The sequence below is a fragment of the Comamonas sp. JUb58 genome (assembly GCF_004364775.1).
In the GTDB taxonomy this organism is placed as follows: Bacteria; Pseudomonadota; Gammaproteobacteria; order Burkholderiales; family Burkholderiaceae_C; genus Comamonas.
On record NZ_SOAL01000009.1, the window covers coordinates 169,305 to 185,951 of the forward strand.

A 16,647-nucleotide genomic window follows, 5' to 3' on the forward strand; every position below is an offset into this window, starting at 1 on the left:
GAACGAAGTATAGGGTTTACCCTAGACGTTCTCAAATTTATCTTTTGAATCTGTATCATTCATGCCAGTGATGTATTGCGGGTCGTCCATCGCTGCAAAGGATTGAAAATGCTGCCCCATCAATTTAGGCACCTGGATCTGAACCTGTTGCGAGTATTCGACGAGGTGATGAATGAGCGCAGCCTGACCCGGGCGGCCGACAAGCTGGCCATCACCCAACCGGCGGTCAGCAATGCGATGCGGCGCCTGCGCGATGCACTGAATGATGAGTTGCTGGTGCGCAGCGGCCAGGGCGTGGAGCCCACGCCGCTGGCCAATGCGCTGTGGCCGGTGGTGCGCGAATCGCTGGCGCGCCTGCAGTCCAGCTTTGCCCCCGAGCGCTTTGACCCCGCGAATGCCACCCAGGCCTTTGTCGTGGCCATGGCCGATGCGACCGCCGCCACCTTGCTGCCCAGCCTGATGCACATTCTGGAAACCGAGTCGCCAGGCGTCTCCGTACATGTGCAACCACTCACTACCCGTGATCCGCGCGAGGAGCTGGAGGCCGAGACCGCCGACCTGGCCGTGGGCTATTTCCCCTTTGTGCTGGCCGAGATGACCGCGCGCGCCCAGTCGGGTGACCTGGTGGATTTCGAGAGCCGGCGCCTCTATGACGGTGAGTACATTTGCGTGATGCGCAAGGACCATCCGTTGAGTGAGGGCTTGCTGACTTTGGAGCGCTACTGCGATGCGCGCCACATGCTGGTGAGCTTTTCTGGCCAGCCCTTTGGCTTTCTGGATGAGGCGCTGGCGTCGATCGGCCGCAAGCGCCGCGTGGTGCTGACGGTGAACCAGTACTTCACCGCCGCGCGCGTGGTGGCGCGCACCGATTTGATCACCGTGCTGCCGCGCCACTTTGTGCCTGCGACCGGCATTGCCGATCTGCTGGCCTTCCAACCGCTGCCGCTGCGCGTGGAAGCCGTGCATGTGGATGCGCTCTGGCGCAGCCGCAGCGGGCATATTCCGCCCTCGGCGCTGGAATGGATGCTGCATGCGCTGGAGCGCTCGGCCCGGGCGGCTTTTCCTGACCTGGAATTACCGATGTAGCGGGCTGCAAGGCGCCAAAGCCCATGGTAGGCTTGGCGACCATGCACCTGCAAATCCTGTCCGACCTGCACCTGGAGACCCATCCCCATTTCCGCGCCCAGCCCGCGCCCGGCGCCGAGCTGCTGATCCTGGCCGGCGACATTGGCTCCTACCAAAGCGGCTCGATGCTGGACGATGCGGATTTTGGCCTGGGCCAGTTCAGTCCGCAGCAGGCGGGTGGCCATTGGCCCGAGCCGGTGATCCTGGTGCCCGGCAACCATGAGTTTGACAACCAGGATTTCGACACTGCCCGCCAGCGCCTGCGCGCCAGCTGCGAAAAGCTCGGCATCACCATGCTGGACTGCGAAACCCTGGTCATCGACGGCGTGCGCTTTATCGGCACCACGCTCTGGTCCGACTACGACGCCATTGCGCTGCACAACGGCGTGACCGAGCTGGGTGCGCTGATGAAGCAGCGCGAGAAGGCCTTCAAGGCCGCCAACTTCTACCTGATCAAGGCCCAGACCGAGCGCAACGGCCAGCCCTTTCTGGCCGCCGAGATGCGCGACGAAGCGCTGCGCTGCCAGGAATGGCTGCGCGCCGCACTGGCCGAGCCCTTTGACGGCAAGACCGTCGTCATCACCCACTTCGCGCCCAGCCTGCGCAGCGCCGATCCGCGCTATGGGCTGACCCCGGGCACCGCCGGCTTTTGCAATGTGCTGGACGAGCTGCTGCCCTATGCCGACCTCTGGATCCACGGCCACCTGCATGCGCCCAGCGACTATGTGGCTAAAGGCCAGCACAGCGATGGCCGCCCCTGGCAATGCCGGGTCCTGGCCAATCCGCTGGGCTATGCGCGCAAGGGCGAGCAGGAAACCTTCAACCCGCATTGCCTGGTGCGGGTGTAAATCTCAGCCTTTCAGGCACGGTTCATCGGGCCACCACGTCAAAGCGCGGCTCCATGTCATCGTCATCTTTGCCATCGTCGGGCAGCAACTCAAAGGCTTTGAAGACCGCATGTTCAATGCGCTCAGTGAGATCTTCGTCGTTGAAGATAGCGGGGTACGTTTTGCGCAGCTTGCCGCTGACCTGCATGTTCCTCACCAGCGATTGGATGATCGTTGCATAGTCTTCATCGCGGCCCTCGATGATTTCCTTGAGGCGGTTGCATGCGGTCTCGTAACGCAGTAAGTACAAGGCTTCGTCCTTGAGGCCGTGCAGGATCGAGTGACGGATGACATCGATCAAGTACTCAGACTGGAAGCTGAGGTCCGCATAGCGCCAAGTGGCTATGCCACGGCGCCATTCGGCTACATGCAGGTTGGACTTGACACCATCTTCGTATTGCACGGTTGCGCCAAAGCTGCACACCGGATTCATCGTCGCCATCAGCGGCCGTGACAGATGTTCCAAGGCGGTGTCGTAGGCCGCGCGCCTTGCGGCGCTCTCGCTGATCACCGCCGAGACTGGCAAGATGACCGGCGCTGGTAGAAAGCCATCGCGCCGAAGGATGTCATTGATCAGAAAGCGTGAGAGGCGACCATTGCCGTCGCCCAGCGGGTGGATGTAGACAAAGCCAAAGGACAGCGCCGCTGCTCGCAGCAGCGGATTTTGTCCACGGGTGCGTTGCTCGAATGCACGCAACCCCTCCATCATCTCCGCCACGTTTTCATAGTGTGGCGCCAGGTAATCAATGACGGGCTCGAAGAGCGAGTTGGTGTGCCCGACAAAAACCGGGGACTGGCGAATGCCTAGCTTGGCGCCTACCATCTTGTCACCCATGATGGCCTGCTGAATGATCAGCATTCCCTCTTCCGTCAGCGCGGATTCGATCTTGCCGCAGTGCGTGCTCATGGCGCGTGCCAAGCGGCGGATACGATCCTCCTCCTTACCCTCGGACTCAATCGCAAAACTGGCCTTGCTCTCTTTGATGGTCAGCCAGTTGACGGCGCGCTCAATGGTCTCCAGCCCGAACTGATCCACCATGTTGTCGATCTCAGCGCGCAGTGGCGCCGGATCAGCCCGGCGTTGTTCGCTGAAATCGACCATCGGGCAGAAAGCGCGGGTGCCCGGCAGGTTGTTGTTGATGCGCCAGCGGCGCACCCTATCAGGAACCGTGGCGCTGAGGTACTGAGAAGGGTCAAGCAAGTTGACGTAGTTTCCGCTGGCGTCACCCACCGCATCCAGCATGGAATCGCTAAGCCATTCATAGAGGAAGCCGCAGCGGCGCGCGTACGCACCCGTGGGTTCTTCCAGTGCCCAACTGGCGAGAGGATTGGGTCCAGTCACCTCGAACAGGCGATGCATAAAATCCAGCTCAACGCCCTCGTACTTGAGCGCAAATGTCAGGTGTGCTCTCAGCGTTGGATCCGGTCTGTAATTTGATGGGTAGGTCTCCACCCTGAAACCGTTCGATATCGCGCTGGAGCGTGTGGAGCCGATGACACTGCGAATCCGAAAGGGCTGCACTGGCGCCACGTCATAGGCCTCCGACAACCACTTATATCCAGCGTATTCTTCTCCATTTTGCATACGGAGCCTCTAAAACAGTTATTTTCACCATTTTCTGCAGCAAAACGCTTACGGTCAACGACAGAGTTAGAACCTATGTTCTGTGGATAAGGTTGAAAACCAAGGGTTTTTACCTAAATTCTTCGCCCGGCCTGATACACATCAATGTGCGTTTGACGGTGAATCTATAAGCTGATACACATGATTTAAGCCTGCAAAGCGCTTTGCCGATACCGGAAGCGGTTTTGTCAGGCCATCAGTCCAGCGTTGGTCATGGCACCGGTGTTGGGTCCCTCACCCCTTTTTTGAAGGAGTACAGGCATGCGTATTTTGTTGGCCGTTGACGGCAGCCCCTACACCCAAAAGATGCTGGATTACCTGGCAGCGCACGCGGAGTGGCTGACGCCCAACCACCATTACACGGCGCTCACCGTGCAGCCGCTGCTGCCACCCCGGGCCGCCAAGGCCCTGGGCAAGGCGCTGGTGGACGACTACCACTCCGAAGAGGCGCAGAAGGTGCTGGTGCCGGTGCAGGAGTTTCTGGCTGCCCACCAGGTGAAGGCGGTGGCCGAGAGCGCGGTCGGCCCCATCTCGCAGACCATTGCCGAGACGGCCGATAACGGCGGCTATGACCTGCTGATCATGGGCACCCGGGGCCATGGCGCATTGGCCAAGCTGGTGCTGGGCTCGGTGGCCACCCAGGTGCTGGCAGAGAGCAAGGTGCCGGTGCTGCTGGTGCGATAAGCCGGCCACGCCAGATGACGCTGTTGTCATCTGCTATTCACAATATAGCAATACTTGGCGTGGATACTTCGCCATTGACAGTTTTTACTGATGAGGGAGGGGTGGAACCACCGGTGCAATGAACACAGGGGTACATCCGGAAACTGCTTGCATCCTTTGGGGTGCAGGCAGTTTTTTTTATGCCTTCACGGTGGCGCGCGCGGCTGCGGTGGGCGGCGCCAGGCTGCTCTTGGCGCTTTGCACCATCGCGTCGCTCAGTGCGCTCAGCAAGGCGGACTGCAGGTTCCAGCAGTGCCAGTACAGGTCAACGCGCAGCACCTGGGCCTCGGCCACATTGACCAGGCGGCCATCGGCCAGATAAGGGCGGGCCAGCAGCTCGGGCACCACGCCCACGCCCCAGCCGGCGGCCACGGCACGCACCTGGGCTTCGGAGTTGGGCACAAAGAGCTGGTGCAGGCCAACGGTCTTGAGCCCCATCGCGCGGGCGACAAACACGCGCTGCATGTCGTCCTTGCGGTTGTAGCTGAGAAACGGCAGGTGCTTGAAGTTGCTGCGGTTGATGCCCTGCGGCACATGCTGTTCGGCAAAGGCGGGCGATGCCACGGCGATGTAGTGCATGGCGCCCAGCGCCGTCACGCGGCAGCCGCGCAGTGCCTGCGGCATGGTGGTGACGCAGCCCAGCACCTCACCGGTGCGCAGCAGCTCCAGGGTGTGGTCCTGGTCGTCGGTGATGATCTCCAGCGGCAGCTGCTGGAGCGCAATGTCCTGCAGCGCATCGATGGCCCAGGTGGCAATGCTGTCGGCATTGATGGCAATCGAGATGGCCTCGTCATGTGCGCTGCGGCCCATGGCCTGGGGCAGCAGGCTGTGCAGCTCCTGCTCCAGGTCGGTGCGCAGCAGCCGCAGCTGCTGGGTATGCTTGAGCAGCAGCTGGCCCGCCGCCGTCGGGCGCAGCGGGCGGCTGCGCACCACCAGCACCGATCCGATCTGCGCCTCCAGCGCACGCAGCCGCTGCGAGACGGCAGACTGCGTCACATTCAGGCGCACAGCGGCCTTCTCGAAACCGCCTTCTTCAATCACGGCGGCCAGGCATTCCAGCGCGACCGGGTCCAGGTTGCTCATGGGGCTCCAGTATTAGTAGAACTGATGATTCTTGAAGAAGTTTAATTGCACTTTATGTTGCAGCCAAGATGCCAGACACTGAGAGCCATGAAAGTCATCATCCTCGGCGCCGGCATCATCGGCACCAGCACTGCCTGGCATTTGCTGCAACTCGGCCACGACGTCACCGTCGTTGACCGCCAACCGGACGCGGCGCTGGAGACCAGCTACGCCAATGCCGCGCAGATCTCGGTGAGCTACTGCGAGCCCTGGGCCAACAAGCATGCCCCGCTGAAGGCGCTCAAGTGGATGTTCGACAAGGAGGCACCGCTGCTGCTGCGCCCCCATGCCGATCCGCAGCAATGGCGCTGGCTCACCCAGTTTCTGGCCGAGTGCAATGACCGCTCCTTTGCCCGCAATGTGCAGCAGATCGTTGCGCTGGGTGCCTACAGCCACAACGCCTTGAAGGCCGTGGTGGCGCAGACCGGCATCCAGTTCAACCGGCTTGAGCGCGGCATTGCTCACTTCTTCACCAGCGATGAAGCGGTGCAGGATGCGCATATGGCCGTCGATCTGATGCGCCAGTACGGTGTGAACCGCCGCATGGTCAGCACCGAAGAGTTTCTGAAGATCGAGCCCGCCTTCAAGCCCTATGCCGCGCAGATCAAGGGCGGCACCTTTACCGAGAGCGATGAAAGCGGCGACGCCCGGGTGTTCACGCAAAAGCTCGCGCAGCTCTGCGCTCAGGGCGGTGTGCAGTTTCTGTACAACCACCGGGTTGAGCGGCTGAATGTGGCGGGCGGCGCGATCGATTCGGTCACCGTGCGCGCCACCGCAGCGGGCGCTGACAGCAGCCCACGCACGTTGCAGGGCGATGCCGTCATCGTCGCCTGCGGCAGCTACACCGCACCGTTGCTGCGCACCGTGGGCCTGAATGTCGCCATCTACCCCGGCAAGGGCTACAGCGCCACCTTGCCGATCCTCAAGCCCGAGGCGGCGCCCTTTGTCAGCTGCATCGATGATGGCAACAAGCTGGCCATGAGCCGCCTGGGCAACCAGCTGCGCGTGGCCGGTACGATCGAGCTCAACGGTTTTGACAGCTCGCTGGACAGCCCGCTGGCCAAGGCGCGCTGCCATATGCTGGCGCGCCGCATCGAGGAGCTGATGCCCGGCGTCTGCGACACCCGCCTGCCCGAGCAGGGCGGCAACCCGCAGTTCTGGACCGGCCTGCGCCCCGCTACGCCGACCAATATCCCGTTCATCGGCCGCACCAAGATCAGCAAGCTCTGGATCAATGCCGGCCACGGCACCCTGGGATGGACCCATGGCGCCGGCAGCGGCAAGGCCATGGCCGAGCTGGTGAGCGGCCGCATGCCGGACATGCGCTTTGGCTTTTATGGCTTTGAGAGCGACAGCAAGCGCCAGGCTGCCGTCGCTGCGTAACGGGCTCACAGCACCATGAAAAAAGGGCCGCACACTGTGCGGCCCTTTGGCATTCATAGGACGGAAATTACGCGTCCAGACGCACCAGCCAGCCGTGGCGGTCAGGGGCGCGGCCGTACTGGATGTCGGTCAGTTCCTTGCGCAGGGCCATCGTGACTTCGCCAGCCGGGGCCGACAGGTCGCCCACCGAGAAGCCTTCGCCCTTGAGCTGGCCGATGGGGGTGATGACGGCAGCGGTACCGCAGGCAAACACTTCGGTGATGTCACCGGAGGCCACGCCTTGCTTCCACTCGTCAACAGCGATCTTGCGCTCTTCGACCACCATGCCACGGTCGCGTGCCAGTTGCAGCAGCGAATCGCGCGTGATGCCTTCCAGAATGCTGCCGGACAGCGCAGGGGTGACCAGCTTGTTTTCCTTGCCGTAGACCAGGAACACATTCATGCCGCCCAGCTCTTCGAGGTACTTGCCTTCGGCAGGATCGAGGAACAGCACCTGCGAGCAGCCGTTGTCCTGGGCTTGCTGCTGGGGCAGCAGCGAAGCGGCATAGTTGCCGCCGCACTTGGCGGCGCCGGTGCCGCCCTTGGCCGCGCGGGCAAAGTCGGTGGACAGCCAGATCGCCACCGGTGCCACGCCCTTGGCAAAGTAGGGGCCTGCGGGGCAGGCGATCACGTAGTAGGTGGCCTTGTGGGCGCTGCGCACGCCCAGGAAGACTTCGTCACCGATCATGAAGGGGCGCAGGTACAGGCTGGCTTCGTTGCCGCTGGGCACCCAGTCCTTGTCCAGGGCGATGATCTGCTTGAGCGATTCCACAAAGATATCCACAGGCAGCTCAGGCAGGGCCAGGCGGCGGGCGGAGCGTTGCAGGCGCTCGGCATTGGCTTGAGGGCGGAAGGTCCAGACCGAGCCGTCAGCATGGCGGTAGGCCTTGATGCCTTCAAAGATTTCCTGGCCGTAGTGCAGCACGGCGGCCGCAGGGTCCAGCGCAATCGGGCCGTAAGGGGTCACGGCCGCATCGCGCCAGCCGCCCTCTTTGTCCCAGTGCACCGATACCATGTGGTCGGTGAAGTGCAGACCAAAACCCGGGTTGTCCAGAATCTTGGCGCGCTCTTGGGCGCTGCGTGGCTGGCTCGATGGGGTGACGGCAAAGGTCAGGGAAGAGGGGGACACGGGACTAATCCTTCAGTTGGCAACAGGGACAGCAGCGTCCTGTGGGGGAGCCGCTGCCGATCATGGTGGCCGTCCGCCAGCCTGGAGAAGCTCCAGGAAAGTGACGGGCTGCACGCCAAACCCCATAGCATGCCAGTTTTTTGCCCCGGTGGCGCCAAGCGGGCTGCATTGCCAGGATGGCGAGTCAACCACCTGCAGAGGCAAAGCGCCGCCGCAGGCCGCCGATTTACGGGTTTTTCCTAGTGAACCGTGGCCCGCTGGGTCGCCAAAAAGTCGAGCAGCAGGCCTTCGAAGGCATCGGGGCTCTCCAGCTGGGGCCAGTGGCCAATGCCTTCCAGGCTCTCGTGCCGGGCCTGGGGCAGCAGGTCGGTCAGCGCCTGCATGCGCTGGGGCGGCATGCAGACGTCCTGGCCGCCGCTCACCAGCAGGCAGCGCTGGCTCAGGTGGGGCAGGCGCTCGGCCAAGGTGCTGGGGCCGGCCAGCATCTCCAGCATGCGGCCATAGGCCAGCGGCTGGATCTGGGTGATCGCGTGGCGCGCCAGTTGCAGGCCTTCGGGCAAGGCCTGCTGGCCCGATTGCAGCTGCACCAGCAGCTCGGCAAAGCGCTGCATCTGCACCGGTTCGGTGCTGGCCTGCTGCTGGCACTGGGCCAGCAGTTGCTGGCGCGTCTGCACCCAGTGCTGCTGGCTGTCCGCCTCCAGCGCCGGGCCGCCGGCCACCAGGGTCAGGCTGCGCACGCGGGTGGGGTGGCGCAGGGCCAGCTCGGCGGCCACCATGGCCCCCATGCCATGGCCCACGATATGGGCGCGGCCAATCTTCAGTGCTTCCAGCAGGCCATCTGCGGTGGCAGCCAGCGCCTTCAGGCTGTAGCCGCCATAGGGCGGCGGGTTGGCATGGTAGCCGGGCATGTCCCAGGCGATGGCGCGGTAGCCCTGGCTGGCCAGCAACTCCACCTGTGGGGCAAAGCCCAGGTGGTCGGTGTCGGCATCGTGCAGCATCAGCACCGTGGGGCCACTGCCCAGCATGGCAAAGTTGGGAATCAAGGACATAGGTTTGCTTCTCGCCGTGTGTTTCCCCCGCAGATGCGGCCCGCCTGCCTTGTTTTCAAGCACCTACGCGCGTTGGGGCCTCGCCCCCTGGCCGATAATGACCCCTATCCATGCTTTTGACGGCATGGCATCCGCCCCTGCCGTCTGCCTGCCCCGTGAACCGCTCCCTCCCCCCCGAACACCTGCAATCGCCTGTTTCTGCCTCGTTTTCCGAACGCGAGTTTCGCAATGCGCTGGGCCAGTTCGCCACCGGGGTGGCCGTAGTGACGGCGCTGGCGCCCGATGGCAACAAGGTCGGGCTGACGATCAGCTCCTTCAATTCCGCCTCGCTCACGCCGCCGCTGGTGCTGTGGAGCCTGATGAAGACCGCTACCTCGATGCCGGTGTTCGAGAGCGTCAGCCACTACGCGATCAATGTGATGGGTGCGCACCAGAAGGAGCTGGCCTTGCAGTTCAGCCGCAAGGGCATCGACCGCTGGGCGGGCGTGGAGTTTGAGATGGGCGTGACCGGCGTGCCGCTGCTCGCCGGCGCCATTGCCAGTTTCGAATGCCGCAACGGCCCGCACCATGATGCGGGCGACCATGTCATCCTCGTCGGCGAGGTGGCGCACTGCCAGCATGTGGTGGGCGTGCCGCCGCTGCTCTACCACGGTGGCAATTTCTACACCGAGCAGCTGATCTAAGCCGCCTGCGCTGCAGACAACAAAAAACGACCCGAGGGTCGTTTTTTCATGGGGCGGGGCGCTGCTTACTTCTCGACGAAGGCGCGTTCCACCACAAAGTCGCCAGGCGTCGAGGTATTGCCTTCCTTGAAGCCCTTGGCTTCCAGCAGTTCCTTCAGCTCGGCCAGCATCGCGGGGCTGCCGCAGAGCATGACGCGGTCGGTGTCCGGGTTCAGTTCGGGCAGGCCGATGTTCTGTGGGAAAGTGCCGGCGGTGATCTGGTTGGAGATACGGCCCTGGTTGCGGAAAGGCTCGCGCGTCACCGTGGGGTAGTACACCAGCTTGTCCTTGACGACTTCGCCGAGGAACTCGTGGTTGGGCAGCTCTTCTTCCAGCAGTTGCTGGTAGGCCAGCTCTTCGACCTGGCGCACGCCGTGCACCACGACAACCTTTTCAAAGTGGTCATAGGTCTCGGGGTCGCGTGCCACCGACAGCCAGGGCGCCAGGCCCGTGCCGGTCCCGATCAGGTACAGGTTCTTGCCAGGCAGCAGGTAGTCGACCAGCAAGGTGCCCGTGGGCTTCTTGCCGACGATGATGGTGTCACCCACCTGGATGTGCTGGAGCTTGCTGGTGAGCGGGCCGTCATCGACCTTGATCGACAGGAACTCCAGATGCTCCTCGTAGTTGGGGCTGGCGATGGAATAGGCGCGCAGCAGGTTCTTGCCGTCAACCTTCAGGCCAATCATGGTGAAGTGGCCGCTGGAGAAACGCAGGGCGGGATCACGGGTGGTCGTGAAAGAGAACAAACGATCGGTCCAGTGGTGAACAGACAGGACACGTTCTTCGAGAAAGGCGCTCATAGCAGTGCAGTACTCAGTTAGTCTTGTGTATATCTATAAACGCTATTGTTCACTATTCATACAACTTAAACGTCATATGGACATATCGGCGCGTTGTGAGCGGGGTTTTTCAGCGTTCTTGGGCCTATTTTCGACCTAACGCAATAAGACTGACGACCTAGAAGTTATCCAGGATGTTGGAGATCGAGGTGGCTGCCAGCAGCACATGGGGCAGCAGTTCGGCCTCGGCCTTGGCCGTGCCCCAGCGCGTGGAAGGGGCGGAGATGGTGATCGCGCCAATGGGCACACCGCCCCGGCCGGTGATGGCGGCGGCGACCGAGATATCGCCCACCACGGTCTGGTTTTGCACAATCGCATAGCCGTCGCGCTCGGCGTCTTCGATGCGGCGCAGCAGCTCCTCGGGGTCGGTCATGGTCTGGGCGGTGATCTTGACCAGCGGGGTCGATGCGATCAGGCGCAGGCGCTCGTCCATCGGCAGTTTGGCCATCATGGCGCGGCCCGAGGCGGTGTAGGCCGCAGGCAGGCGCGAGCCCACGGCAAAGTCCGAGTTGTAGATGTAGCGGCCCGGCACCTTGGCGATGAAGACCACCTCGTTGCCATCCATCTCCTGCAGGTTCGAGGTCTCGCCCAGGGTGTGGGTCATCTCGATCAGGTAGGGGTAGGCACGCTCGACGATGCGTTGCGAACGCAGGTAGTTGTAGGACAGGCGCAGCACCTCGGGCGCGAGTGTGTACTGGTTGGAGCCGGGCAGACGCCGGATGTAGCGCAGCTTCTCCAGGGTGAAGATGATGCGCTGGGTGGCGCTGCGGTCGAGCTGGGCGGCCCGGGCGATCTCGGCCAGCGACATCTCGCGGTGGGTGTCGCGAAAGGCCTCCAGCACCTGAAAGGCCTTGGCCAGGGAGCCCACAAACAACGAGGATTCGCGGGCGGAGGGTTCAACGCTTGCTACGGGCTCGGCAATGCTGTGTGTGGTTTTAGGCATCGTAAAAAGCGGCTGTCTCGGGTCACTGTCTAATGTTTTTGCAGGAAGCTCGCGTTCAGGCCCGTGGCCTGCGGCGCGCCCAGCAATCGCAGGGTTGTCTCCAGCTCGGTGCGCAGTATCTCCAGAACCTCGGCCACGCCCTGCGGCCCGCGCGAGGCCAGCCCGTACAGAGGCGCGCGCCCCAGCAAGACGGCATCGGCCCCCAGCGCCCGGGCTTTGGCGATGTCACTGCCTCGGCGCACCCCGCCATCGACAAAGATATGCATCTTGCCATGAACGGCGTCGGCAATCTGCGGCAATTGCGCCATCGGTGCGGGTGCGCACTCCAGCTGGCGCCCGCCGTGGTTGCTGACCACAATGCCGTCCGCGCCGGCTTGTAGCGCAAGCCGGGCATCGTCGGCGCTGAGCAGGCCCTTGACGATGACGGGCCCCTGCCAGTGGCGGCGCACCCAGGCCAGGTCTTCCCAGCGCAGGGCCATGTCCATTTCGCGGCTCATCGCGGCGGCCTGCTTCTGGATATTGCTCTCCACCCCGGCGCTGCGCGCCAGGTTGACCAGCTGCGGCGAGCCGCCCTGGCGCAGCATGCGCAGGCACCAGCGCGGGTGGCTGAGCAGGTCGGCCAGCAGCCGGGGCGTCCAGGGCACGGGCATGCGAAAGCCGTTGCGCACATCGTGGTCGCGCTTGCCATGCACCATGGTGTCCACCGTCAGCATCAGCGCGCTGAAGCCCGCCGCCTGCGCGCGCGCCATCATGCTCTGCGCAATGCGGCGGTCCTTTTGCACATAGAGCTGCAGCCACAGATCGCCGGGGCTGGCGGCGCGCACATCTTCCAGGAGCGAGGTGGAGGCGGTCGACATCACAAAGGGCAGGCCGGCGGCATGCGCCGCGCGCGCCAGCACCTGCTCGGCCTGGGGCCAGTACAGGCCGTTCAGCCCGGTGGGCCCGACAAAGGCCGGCATGGCCTGCTTGCGGCCAAACAGGGTGATGCTGGTATCCACCTGGCTGACATCGACCATGGTGCGCGGCAAGAAGGTGACATCGCCCCAGGAAGCGAGGTTGCGTGCCATGCTGCGGCCGTCTTCCGCGCCGCCTTCGAGGTAGTCAAAAGCGAAGCGGGACAGGCGCCGGCGGGCCAGCGCACGGTAGTCTTTGATGGCGGGCAGCATGGCGGGTGCTCGCTCAGGCCAGCTGGCGCTCGGCCTGCAGCTGGGCCGTCAGCACCTGGCGCAGGCGGGCAGACAGCTCGGGGTTGCAATCGACCAGCGGGGCCAGCAGGTGCGGGGCCTGCACGCCCACCAGGTCCCAGACCGACTTCATCGGGCCGGGGTTGGTCTCGGCAAAGGCCAGGTCCAAGAGGCCGATCAGCTCCTGGTGCAGGGCCAGTGCTTCTTGGGTCTTGCCGCTGCTCAGCAGCTCGTACATGCGTGTCCATGTCTTGGGCAGCAGGTTGGCGGTCACGATGATGCCGCCCTGGGCGCCGCAGAGCATCTGCGCGGGGAAGATGGTGTCCTCGCCGCTCAGCACCGCAAAGCTGGCATCCACGCCCTTGACCACCTTGAGGAAGTGGTACATGTCGGTGTTGCAGGCCTTCATGCCGATGATGTTCTCGTGGCGCGAGAGCTCATGCAGCACTTCGGGCGCGATCGAGATGCGGGTGCGGTAGGGGATCTCATAGATCACCACCGGCAGCGGCGAGGAATCCGCATAGCGCAGGAAGTAGTCGCGGATGCCTTGCTGCGACGGCGTGGTGTAGTAGGGCGTCAGCACCATCAGCGCATCTGCGCCGGCATCGGCCAGCGCCTGGCCGGAGGCAATGGCGTCGTGGTAGCCGGGGTCGAGCACACCAGCCAGCACCGGCAGGTCGGCGGACTGGTGCTCGCGCACGGCAGCCACCATGCGGGCCCGCTCGGTGCGCGACAGCGCGCCGTATTCGCCGGTGCCGCCCAGCGGCACCGTGCCGCTGATGCCGCTGCCCTGCAGGTGGTCCAGCAGCGCGCGCACGGCCTGGGTGTCGATCTGGCCGTCGGCGGTCACCGGCGTGGCCAGTGCAGGGAAGATGCCGCGGAGTTGCTCAGAGGTGATACGTGTAGTCATGGTTCATCAATTCAAAGAAGCGGCGGAGCGGCGACGCAGCCAGTCCGCACAGGTGATCAAAATGCCGATGAAGGCGAACAGGCAGGTCGAGACGGCGGCGATCACCGGCGAGATCTGCAGGGTCACTTCATCCCAGAACTGCTTGGGCAGGGTGGAGCTCAGGCCACCGGAGGCAAACAGCGAGATGGTCAGCTCGTCAAACGAGGTGGCAAAGGCAAACAGGAAGGACGAGGTCAGACCGGCGGCAATGATCGGGAAGGTCACATAGCGCAAGGTCTGCCAGGGGCGGGCGCCCAGGCTCTGGGCGGCCATGTCCAGGCGCGTGTCGTAGTTGCGCAGCACGGCCATCATGGTCATCACCACATAGGGGATGGCGATGACGGTATGCCCCAGCACCAGACCCAGCGAGGTGCCCACCAGGCCCACCTTGGAGAAGAAATAGAACATGCCGACGGCGATGATCATGCGGGGGATGATCAGCGGCGACAGCACAAAGGCCAGCAGCAAGGCCTTGCCGCGCATCTGGCTGCGCACCAGCAGGAAGGCCACTGGCGTGCCCACCGCCATGGCCGCCAGCGCGGCAAAGAAGCCCACGACAAAGCTGCGCACCGTGGCGTTGATCCACAGCGGCGAGGCCAGCATGTCCTGGTAGTGCTGCAGGGTGAAGCCCTGGGGCGGCCAGTTCAGGCCCGACTTGTCGGCGAACGAGATCGGGATCATCAGCAGCGCAGGCACGCTGAGGAACACCAGCAGGGCCACAACGCTGGCGCGCAGCACGAAGGAATCCCCCTGCTGCAGATCGCGTTTGCGCGAGCGCGGCACCAGCGCAATCAGGCGGTCGCTGATGCTGCCCAGCAGGCCCAGCACGGTCTCGGACAGCTGGCGCATGAAGCCGCTGCTGTGGTTACTCTTGTCGGACTGCGCACCGGTCATCGTCGACAGGCCCAGCACCTTGTCATAGATCGCAAACACGATCAGCACCACGATCAGCAGCAGCACCGAGATGGCGCCGGCAAAGCCCCAGTTCATCACCTGCATCACCTGCTCGATGATGAGCTGGGTGATCATGGTTTCTTTGCGGCCACCCAGCAACTGGGGCACGATGAAGAAGCCCACGGCGGTGACGAAGACCATGATGGCGCCCGCTGCCACGCCGGGCATGGACAGCGGAAAGTAGACACGCCAGAAGGCCGTGCCCGGGCGTGCGCCCAAGGTGAGCGCGGCGCGCGGCAGGTTGCGGTCGATGTTCTCCATTACCGAGAGCATGGTCAGCACGGCCAGCGGCATCAGCGCATGGACCATGCCCACCAGCACGGCGCCAAAGCTGTAGAGCATGTTCGAGGGGGCATCCTGCAGGCCCAGCGCCAGCAGCAGCTGGTTGGCCAGGCCGTTGCGGCCCAGCACCACGATCCAGGCAAAGGCGCGCACCAGAAAGCTGGTCCAGAAGGACAGCAGAATCCAGAACACCCAGCGGCTCTTCTTGTCCTTTTGCAGGGACGAGACCAGGTAGGCAATCGGGTAGCCGCCAACGATGGACAGCAAGGCCGTGACCAGCGAGATCTTCAAGGTGATCCACATCGTGTCCAGGTAGACCGAGGAGCTGAATAGCTGGCTGTAGTTGTTCCACTTGAAGCCGCCATCGCTGTAGATGCTCAGCAGCAGCAACTGGCCGACCGGGTAGACCAGCAGCACCAGAAACAGCATGACCAGCGGTGCGGCCATCATGAGCGGCCTCAGCCAGGCCGCGCGGGGGGTGGCGGCGCTGTTCATGCGGGCTCCGGAACGGCGACCGCGTCGCTGCTGGACCAGCCAAACTCCAGGGTGCTGCCCAGCGCATGGTCATGCTTGGCGATGGAGGTCGGGAAGGACAGCACCACCGGCTCGCTGCTGAGGGCTGGCGCCTTCAGGTAGAGCTTGGTGAGGCTGCCGGTGATCATCGTGTCGAGCAGCTGGCCGCTGAAGCGTTCGCTGGCGCCTTGGGCCGCAGCGGCGGCCGCCATGTTTTGCGGGCGCACCATCACGCAGACCTTGGCGCCGGTGGTCAGCGGCTGGTCGGCCGATGCCAGCAGCTCGGTGCTGGTGCCGTTCAAGGCCACGCGGGCCTGGCCGCCCTGGCTCGACACCACGGTGCCTTTGAACAGGTTGCTCTCACCCAGAAAATCAGCCACAAAGGGCGTGCGCGGGCGGAAGTACAGGTCCGCCGGCGAGCCCAGCTGCTCGATGCGGCCGCCGTTCATCAGGCAGATGCGGTCCGACATGGTCATCGCCTCTTCCTGGTCGTGGGTCACATAGACGATGGTGGTGCCGGCCTCACGGTGGATGCGCTTGATCTCCAGCTGCATGTGCTCGCGCAGCTTCTTGTCCAGGGCGCCCAGCGGCTCGTCCATCAGCACGATGGAGGGCTTGTAGACCAGGCAGCGCGCCAGCGCAATGCGCTGCTGCTGGCCGCCCGACAGCTCCTTCGGAAAGCGCTGCGCCACATGGGGCAGGTGCACCAGCTCCAGTGCTTCCAGCGCGCGCTTCATCGCGGTGGCGCGGTCCAGCTTGCGCATCTTCAGCGGAAAGGCGATGTTCTCGGCAATCGTCATGTGCGGGAACAGCGCATAGTTCTGGAACACCATGCCGATGTCGCGCTCATAGGGCGCGCCATAGGTCACATCCTTGCCGTTGATCAGCAGCTGGCCGCCATCGGGCACGGACAGGCCGGCGATCATGCTCAGCAGGGTGGTCTTGCCCGAACCCGAGGGGCCCAGCAAGGTCAGGAACTCGCCCTCAGGCACTTCCAGGTTGGTGGGGTGCAGCGCGACAAAGGAGCCGTAGCGCTTGGTCAGACCCGCAATCGACAGTTTTATGTTCTTCATTTCAATGGACTCCATTGCACCGCGGTGCAACGAATGAACCTGGAGGTGCCTGTGCGGAGCTCGGCAGGCTGTGCCGCAGCTCCGCAGGGTTCGTCATCAGTGGCGGG

At 63.8% G+C, this 16,647-nt stretch carries 15 protein-coding genes; 5 read left to right on the forward strand and 10 right to left on the reverse strand.

The features are described from left to right. Positions 1-108 precede the first annotated feature (108 nt). A complete protein-coding gene (locus EDF71_RS11765) occupies positions 109-1,086 on the forward strand; it encodes a LysR family transcriptional regulator (RefSeq protein WP_133856770.1) in 978 nt (325 codons plus the stop codon). 41 nt (positions 1,087-1,127) lie between these two features. Next, positions 1,128-1,973, forward strand: a complete 846-nt coding sequence (locus EDF71_RS11770) for a metallophosphoesterase (protein WP_133856771.1) — start codon at positions 1,128-1,130, stop codon at positions 1,971-1,973. A 22-nt stretch (positions 1,974-1,995) separates the two neighbouring features. On the opposite strand, the gene EDF71_RS11775 is transcribed toward EDF71_RS11770, so the two are convergent. After that, positions 1,996-3,597 (reverse strand): Fic family protein, encoded by a 1,602-nt coding sequence (locus EDF71_RS11775; protein ID WP_133856772.1) that lies wholly within the window; start codon positions 3,595-3,597, stop codon positions 1,996-1,998. Between the two features lie 300 nt (positions 3,598-3,897). Here EDF71_RS11775 and EDF71_RS11780 point away from each other — a divergent pair, with 300 nt between their 5' ends. Next, entirely contained in the window at positions 3,898-4,320 is a 423-nt protein-coding gene (locus tag EDF71_RS11780) for a universal stress protein (RefSeq protein ID WP_133856773.1), read from the forward strand. A gap of 177 nt (positions 4,321-4,497) precedes the next feature. Here EDF71_RS11780 and EDF71_RS11785 read toward each other — a convergent pair whose 3' ends face one another. After that, positions 4,498-5,442 (reverse strand): LysR family transcriptional regulator ArgP, encoded by a 945-nt coding sequence (locus tag EDF71_RS11785; protein ID WP_133856774.1) that lies wholly within the window; start codon positions 5,440-5,442, stop codon positions 4,498-4,500. Positions 5,443-5,496: 54 nt separating this feature from the next. Between EDF71_RS11785 and EDF71_RS11790 the strand changes: the two genes are divergently transcribed. After that, positions 5,497-6,864, forward strand: coding sequence for a D-amino acid dehydrogenase (locus EDF71_RS11790; protein WP_133856775.1), 1,368 nt, complete (start codon positions 5,497-5,499; stop codon positions 6,862-6,864). Between the two features lie 67 nt (positions 6,865-6,931). Here the strand turns inward: EDF71_RS11790 and EDF71_RS11795 are convergent, their stop codons facing one another. Then, a complete protein-coding gene (locus EDF71_RS11795; RefSeq protein ID WP_133856776.1) occupies positions 6,932-8,032 on the reverse strand; it encodes a branched-chain amino acid aminotransferase in 1,101 nt (366 codons plus the stop codon). 239 nt (positions 8,033-8,271) lie between these two features. Beyond that, positions 8,272-9,081, reverse strand: a complete 810-nt coding sequence (locus EDF71_RS11800) for an alpha/beta hydrolase (protein WP_133856777.1) — start codon at positions 9,079-9,081, stop codon at positions 8,272-8,274. Positions 9,082-9,236: 155 nt separating this feature from the next. Between EDF71_RS11800 and EDF71_RS11805 the strand changes: the two genes are divergently transcribed. Next, complete coding sequence (locus EDF71_RS11805; protein ID WP_243854274.1) at positions 9,237-9,764, forward strand: flavin reductase family protein; 528 nt, start codon at positions 9,237-9,239, stop codon at positions 9,762-9,764. A 65-nt stretch (positions 9,765-9,829) separates the two neighbouring features. Here the strand turns inward: EDF71_RS11805 and EDF71_RS11810 are convergent, their stop codons facing one another. The 6 genes from EDF71_RS11810 to EDF71_RS11835 all read right to left on the reverse strand — a co-directional run bounded on the left by EDF71_RS11810 (position 9,830) and on the right by EDF71_RS11835 (position 16,540). Next, on the reverse strand, positions 9,830-10,603 hold the full coding sequence (locus EDF71_RS11810) for a ferredoxin--NADP reductase (RefSeq protein WP_133856779.1): 774 nt from the start codon (positions 10,601-10,603) through the stop codon (positions 9,830-9,832). Positions 10,604-10,760: 157 nt separating this feature from the next. Then, positions 10,761-11,585 (reverse strand): IclR family transcriptional regulator, encoded by an 825-nt coding sequence (locus EDF71_RS11815; protein WP_133856780.1) that lies wholly within the window; start codon positions 11,583-11,585, stop codon positions 10,761-10,763. A gap of 29 nt (positions 11,586-11,614) precedes the next feature. Then, positions 11,615-12,751: an alpha-hydroxy acid oxidase gene (locus EDF71_RS11820; protein WP_133856781.1), complete on the reverse strand. Its 1,137-nt coding sequence runs from the start codon at positions 12,749-12,751 to the stop codon at positions 11,615-11,617. Positions 12,752-12,764: 13 nt separating this feature from the next. Then, positions 12,765-13,679 carry a 4-hydroxy-tetrahydrodipicolinate synthase gene (gene dapA, locus EDF71_RS11825; protein ID WP_133856782.1) on the reverse strand — a complete coding sequence of 305 codons (915 nt, stop codon included), beginning with the start codon at positions 13,677-13,679 and terminating at the stop codon, positions 12,765-12,767. 6 nt (positions 13,680-13,685) lie between these two features. Next, positions 13,686-15,449: an ABC transporter permease subunit gene (locus EDF71_RS11830; protein ID WP_133856783.1), complete on the reverse strand. Its 1,764-nt coding sequence runs from the start codon at positions 15,447-15,449 to the stop codon at positions 13,686-13,688. Continuing rightward, on the reverse strand, positions 15,446-16,540 hold the full coding sequence (locus tag EDF71_RS11835) for an ABC transporter ATP-binding protein (RefSeq protein WP_133856784.1): 1,095 nt from the start codon (positions 16,538-16,540) through the stop codon (positions 15,446-15,448). Before EDF71_RS11835 ends, EDF71_RS11830 begins: the two co-directional genes overlap by 4 nt. Between the last annotated feature and the right edge of the window lie 107 nt (positions 16,541-16,647).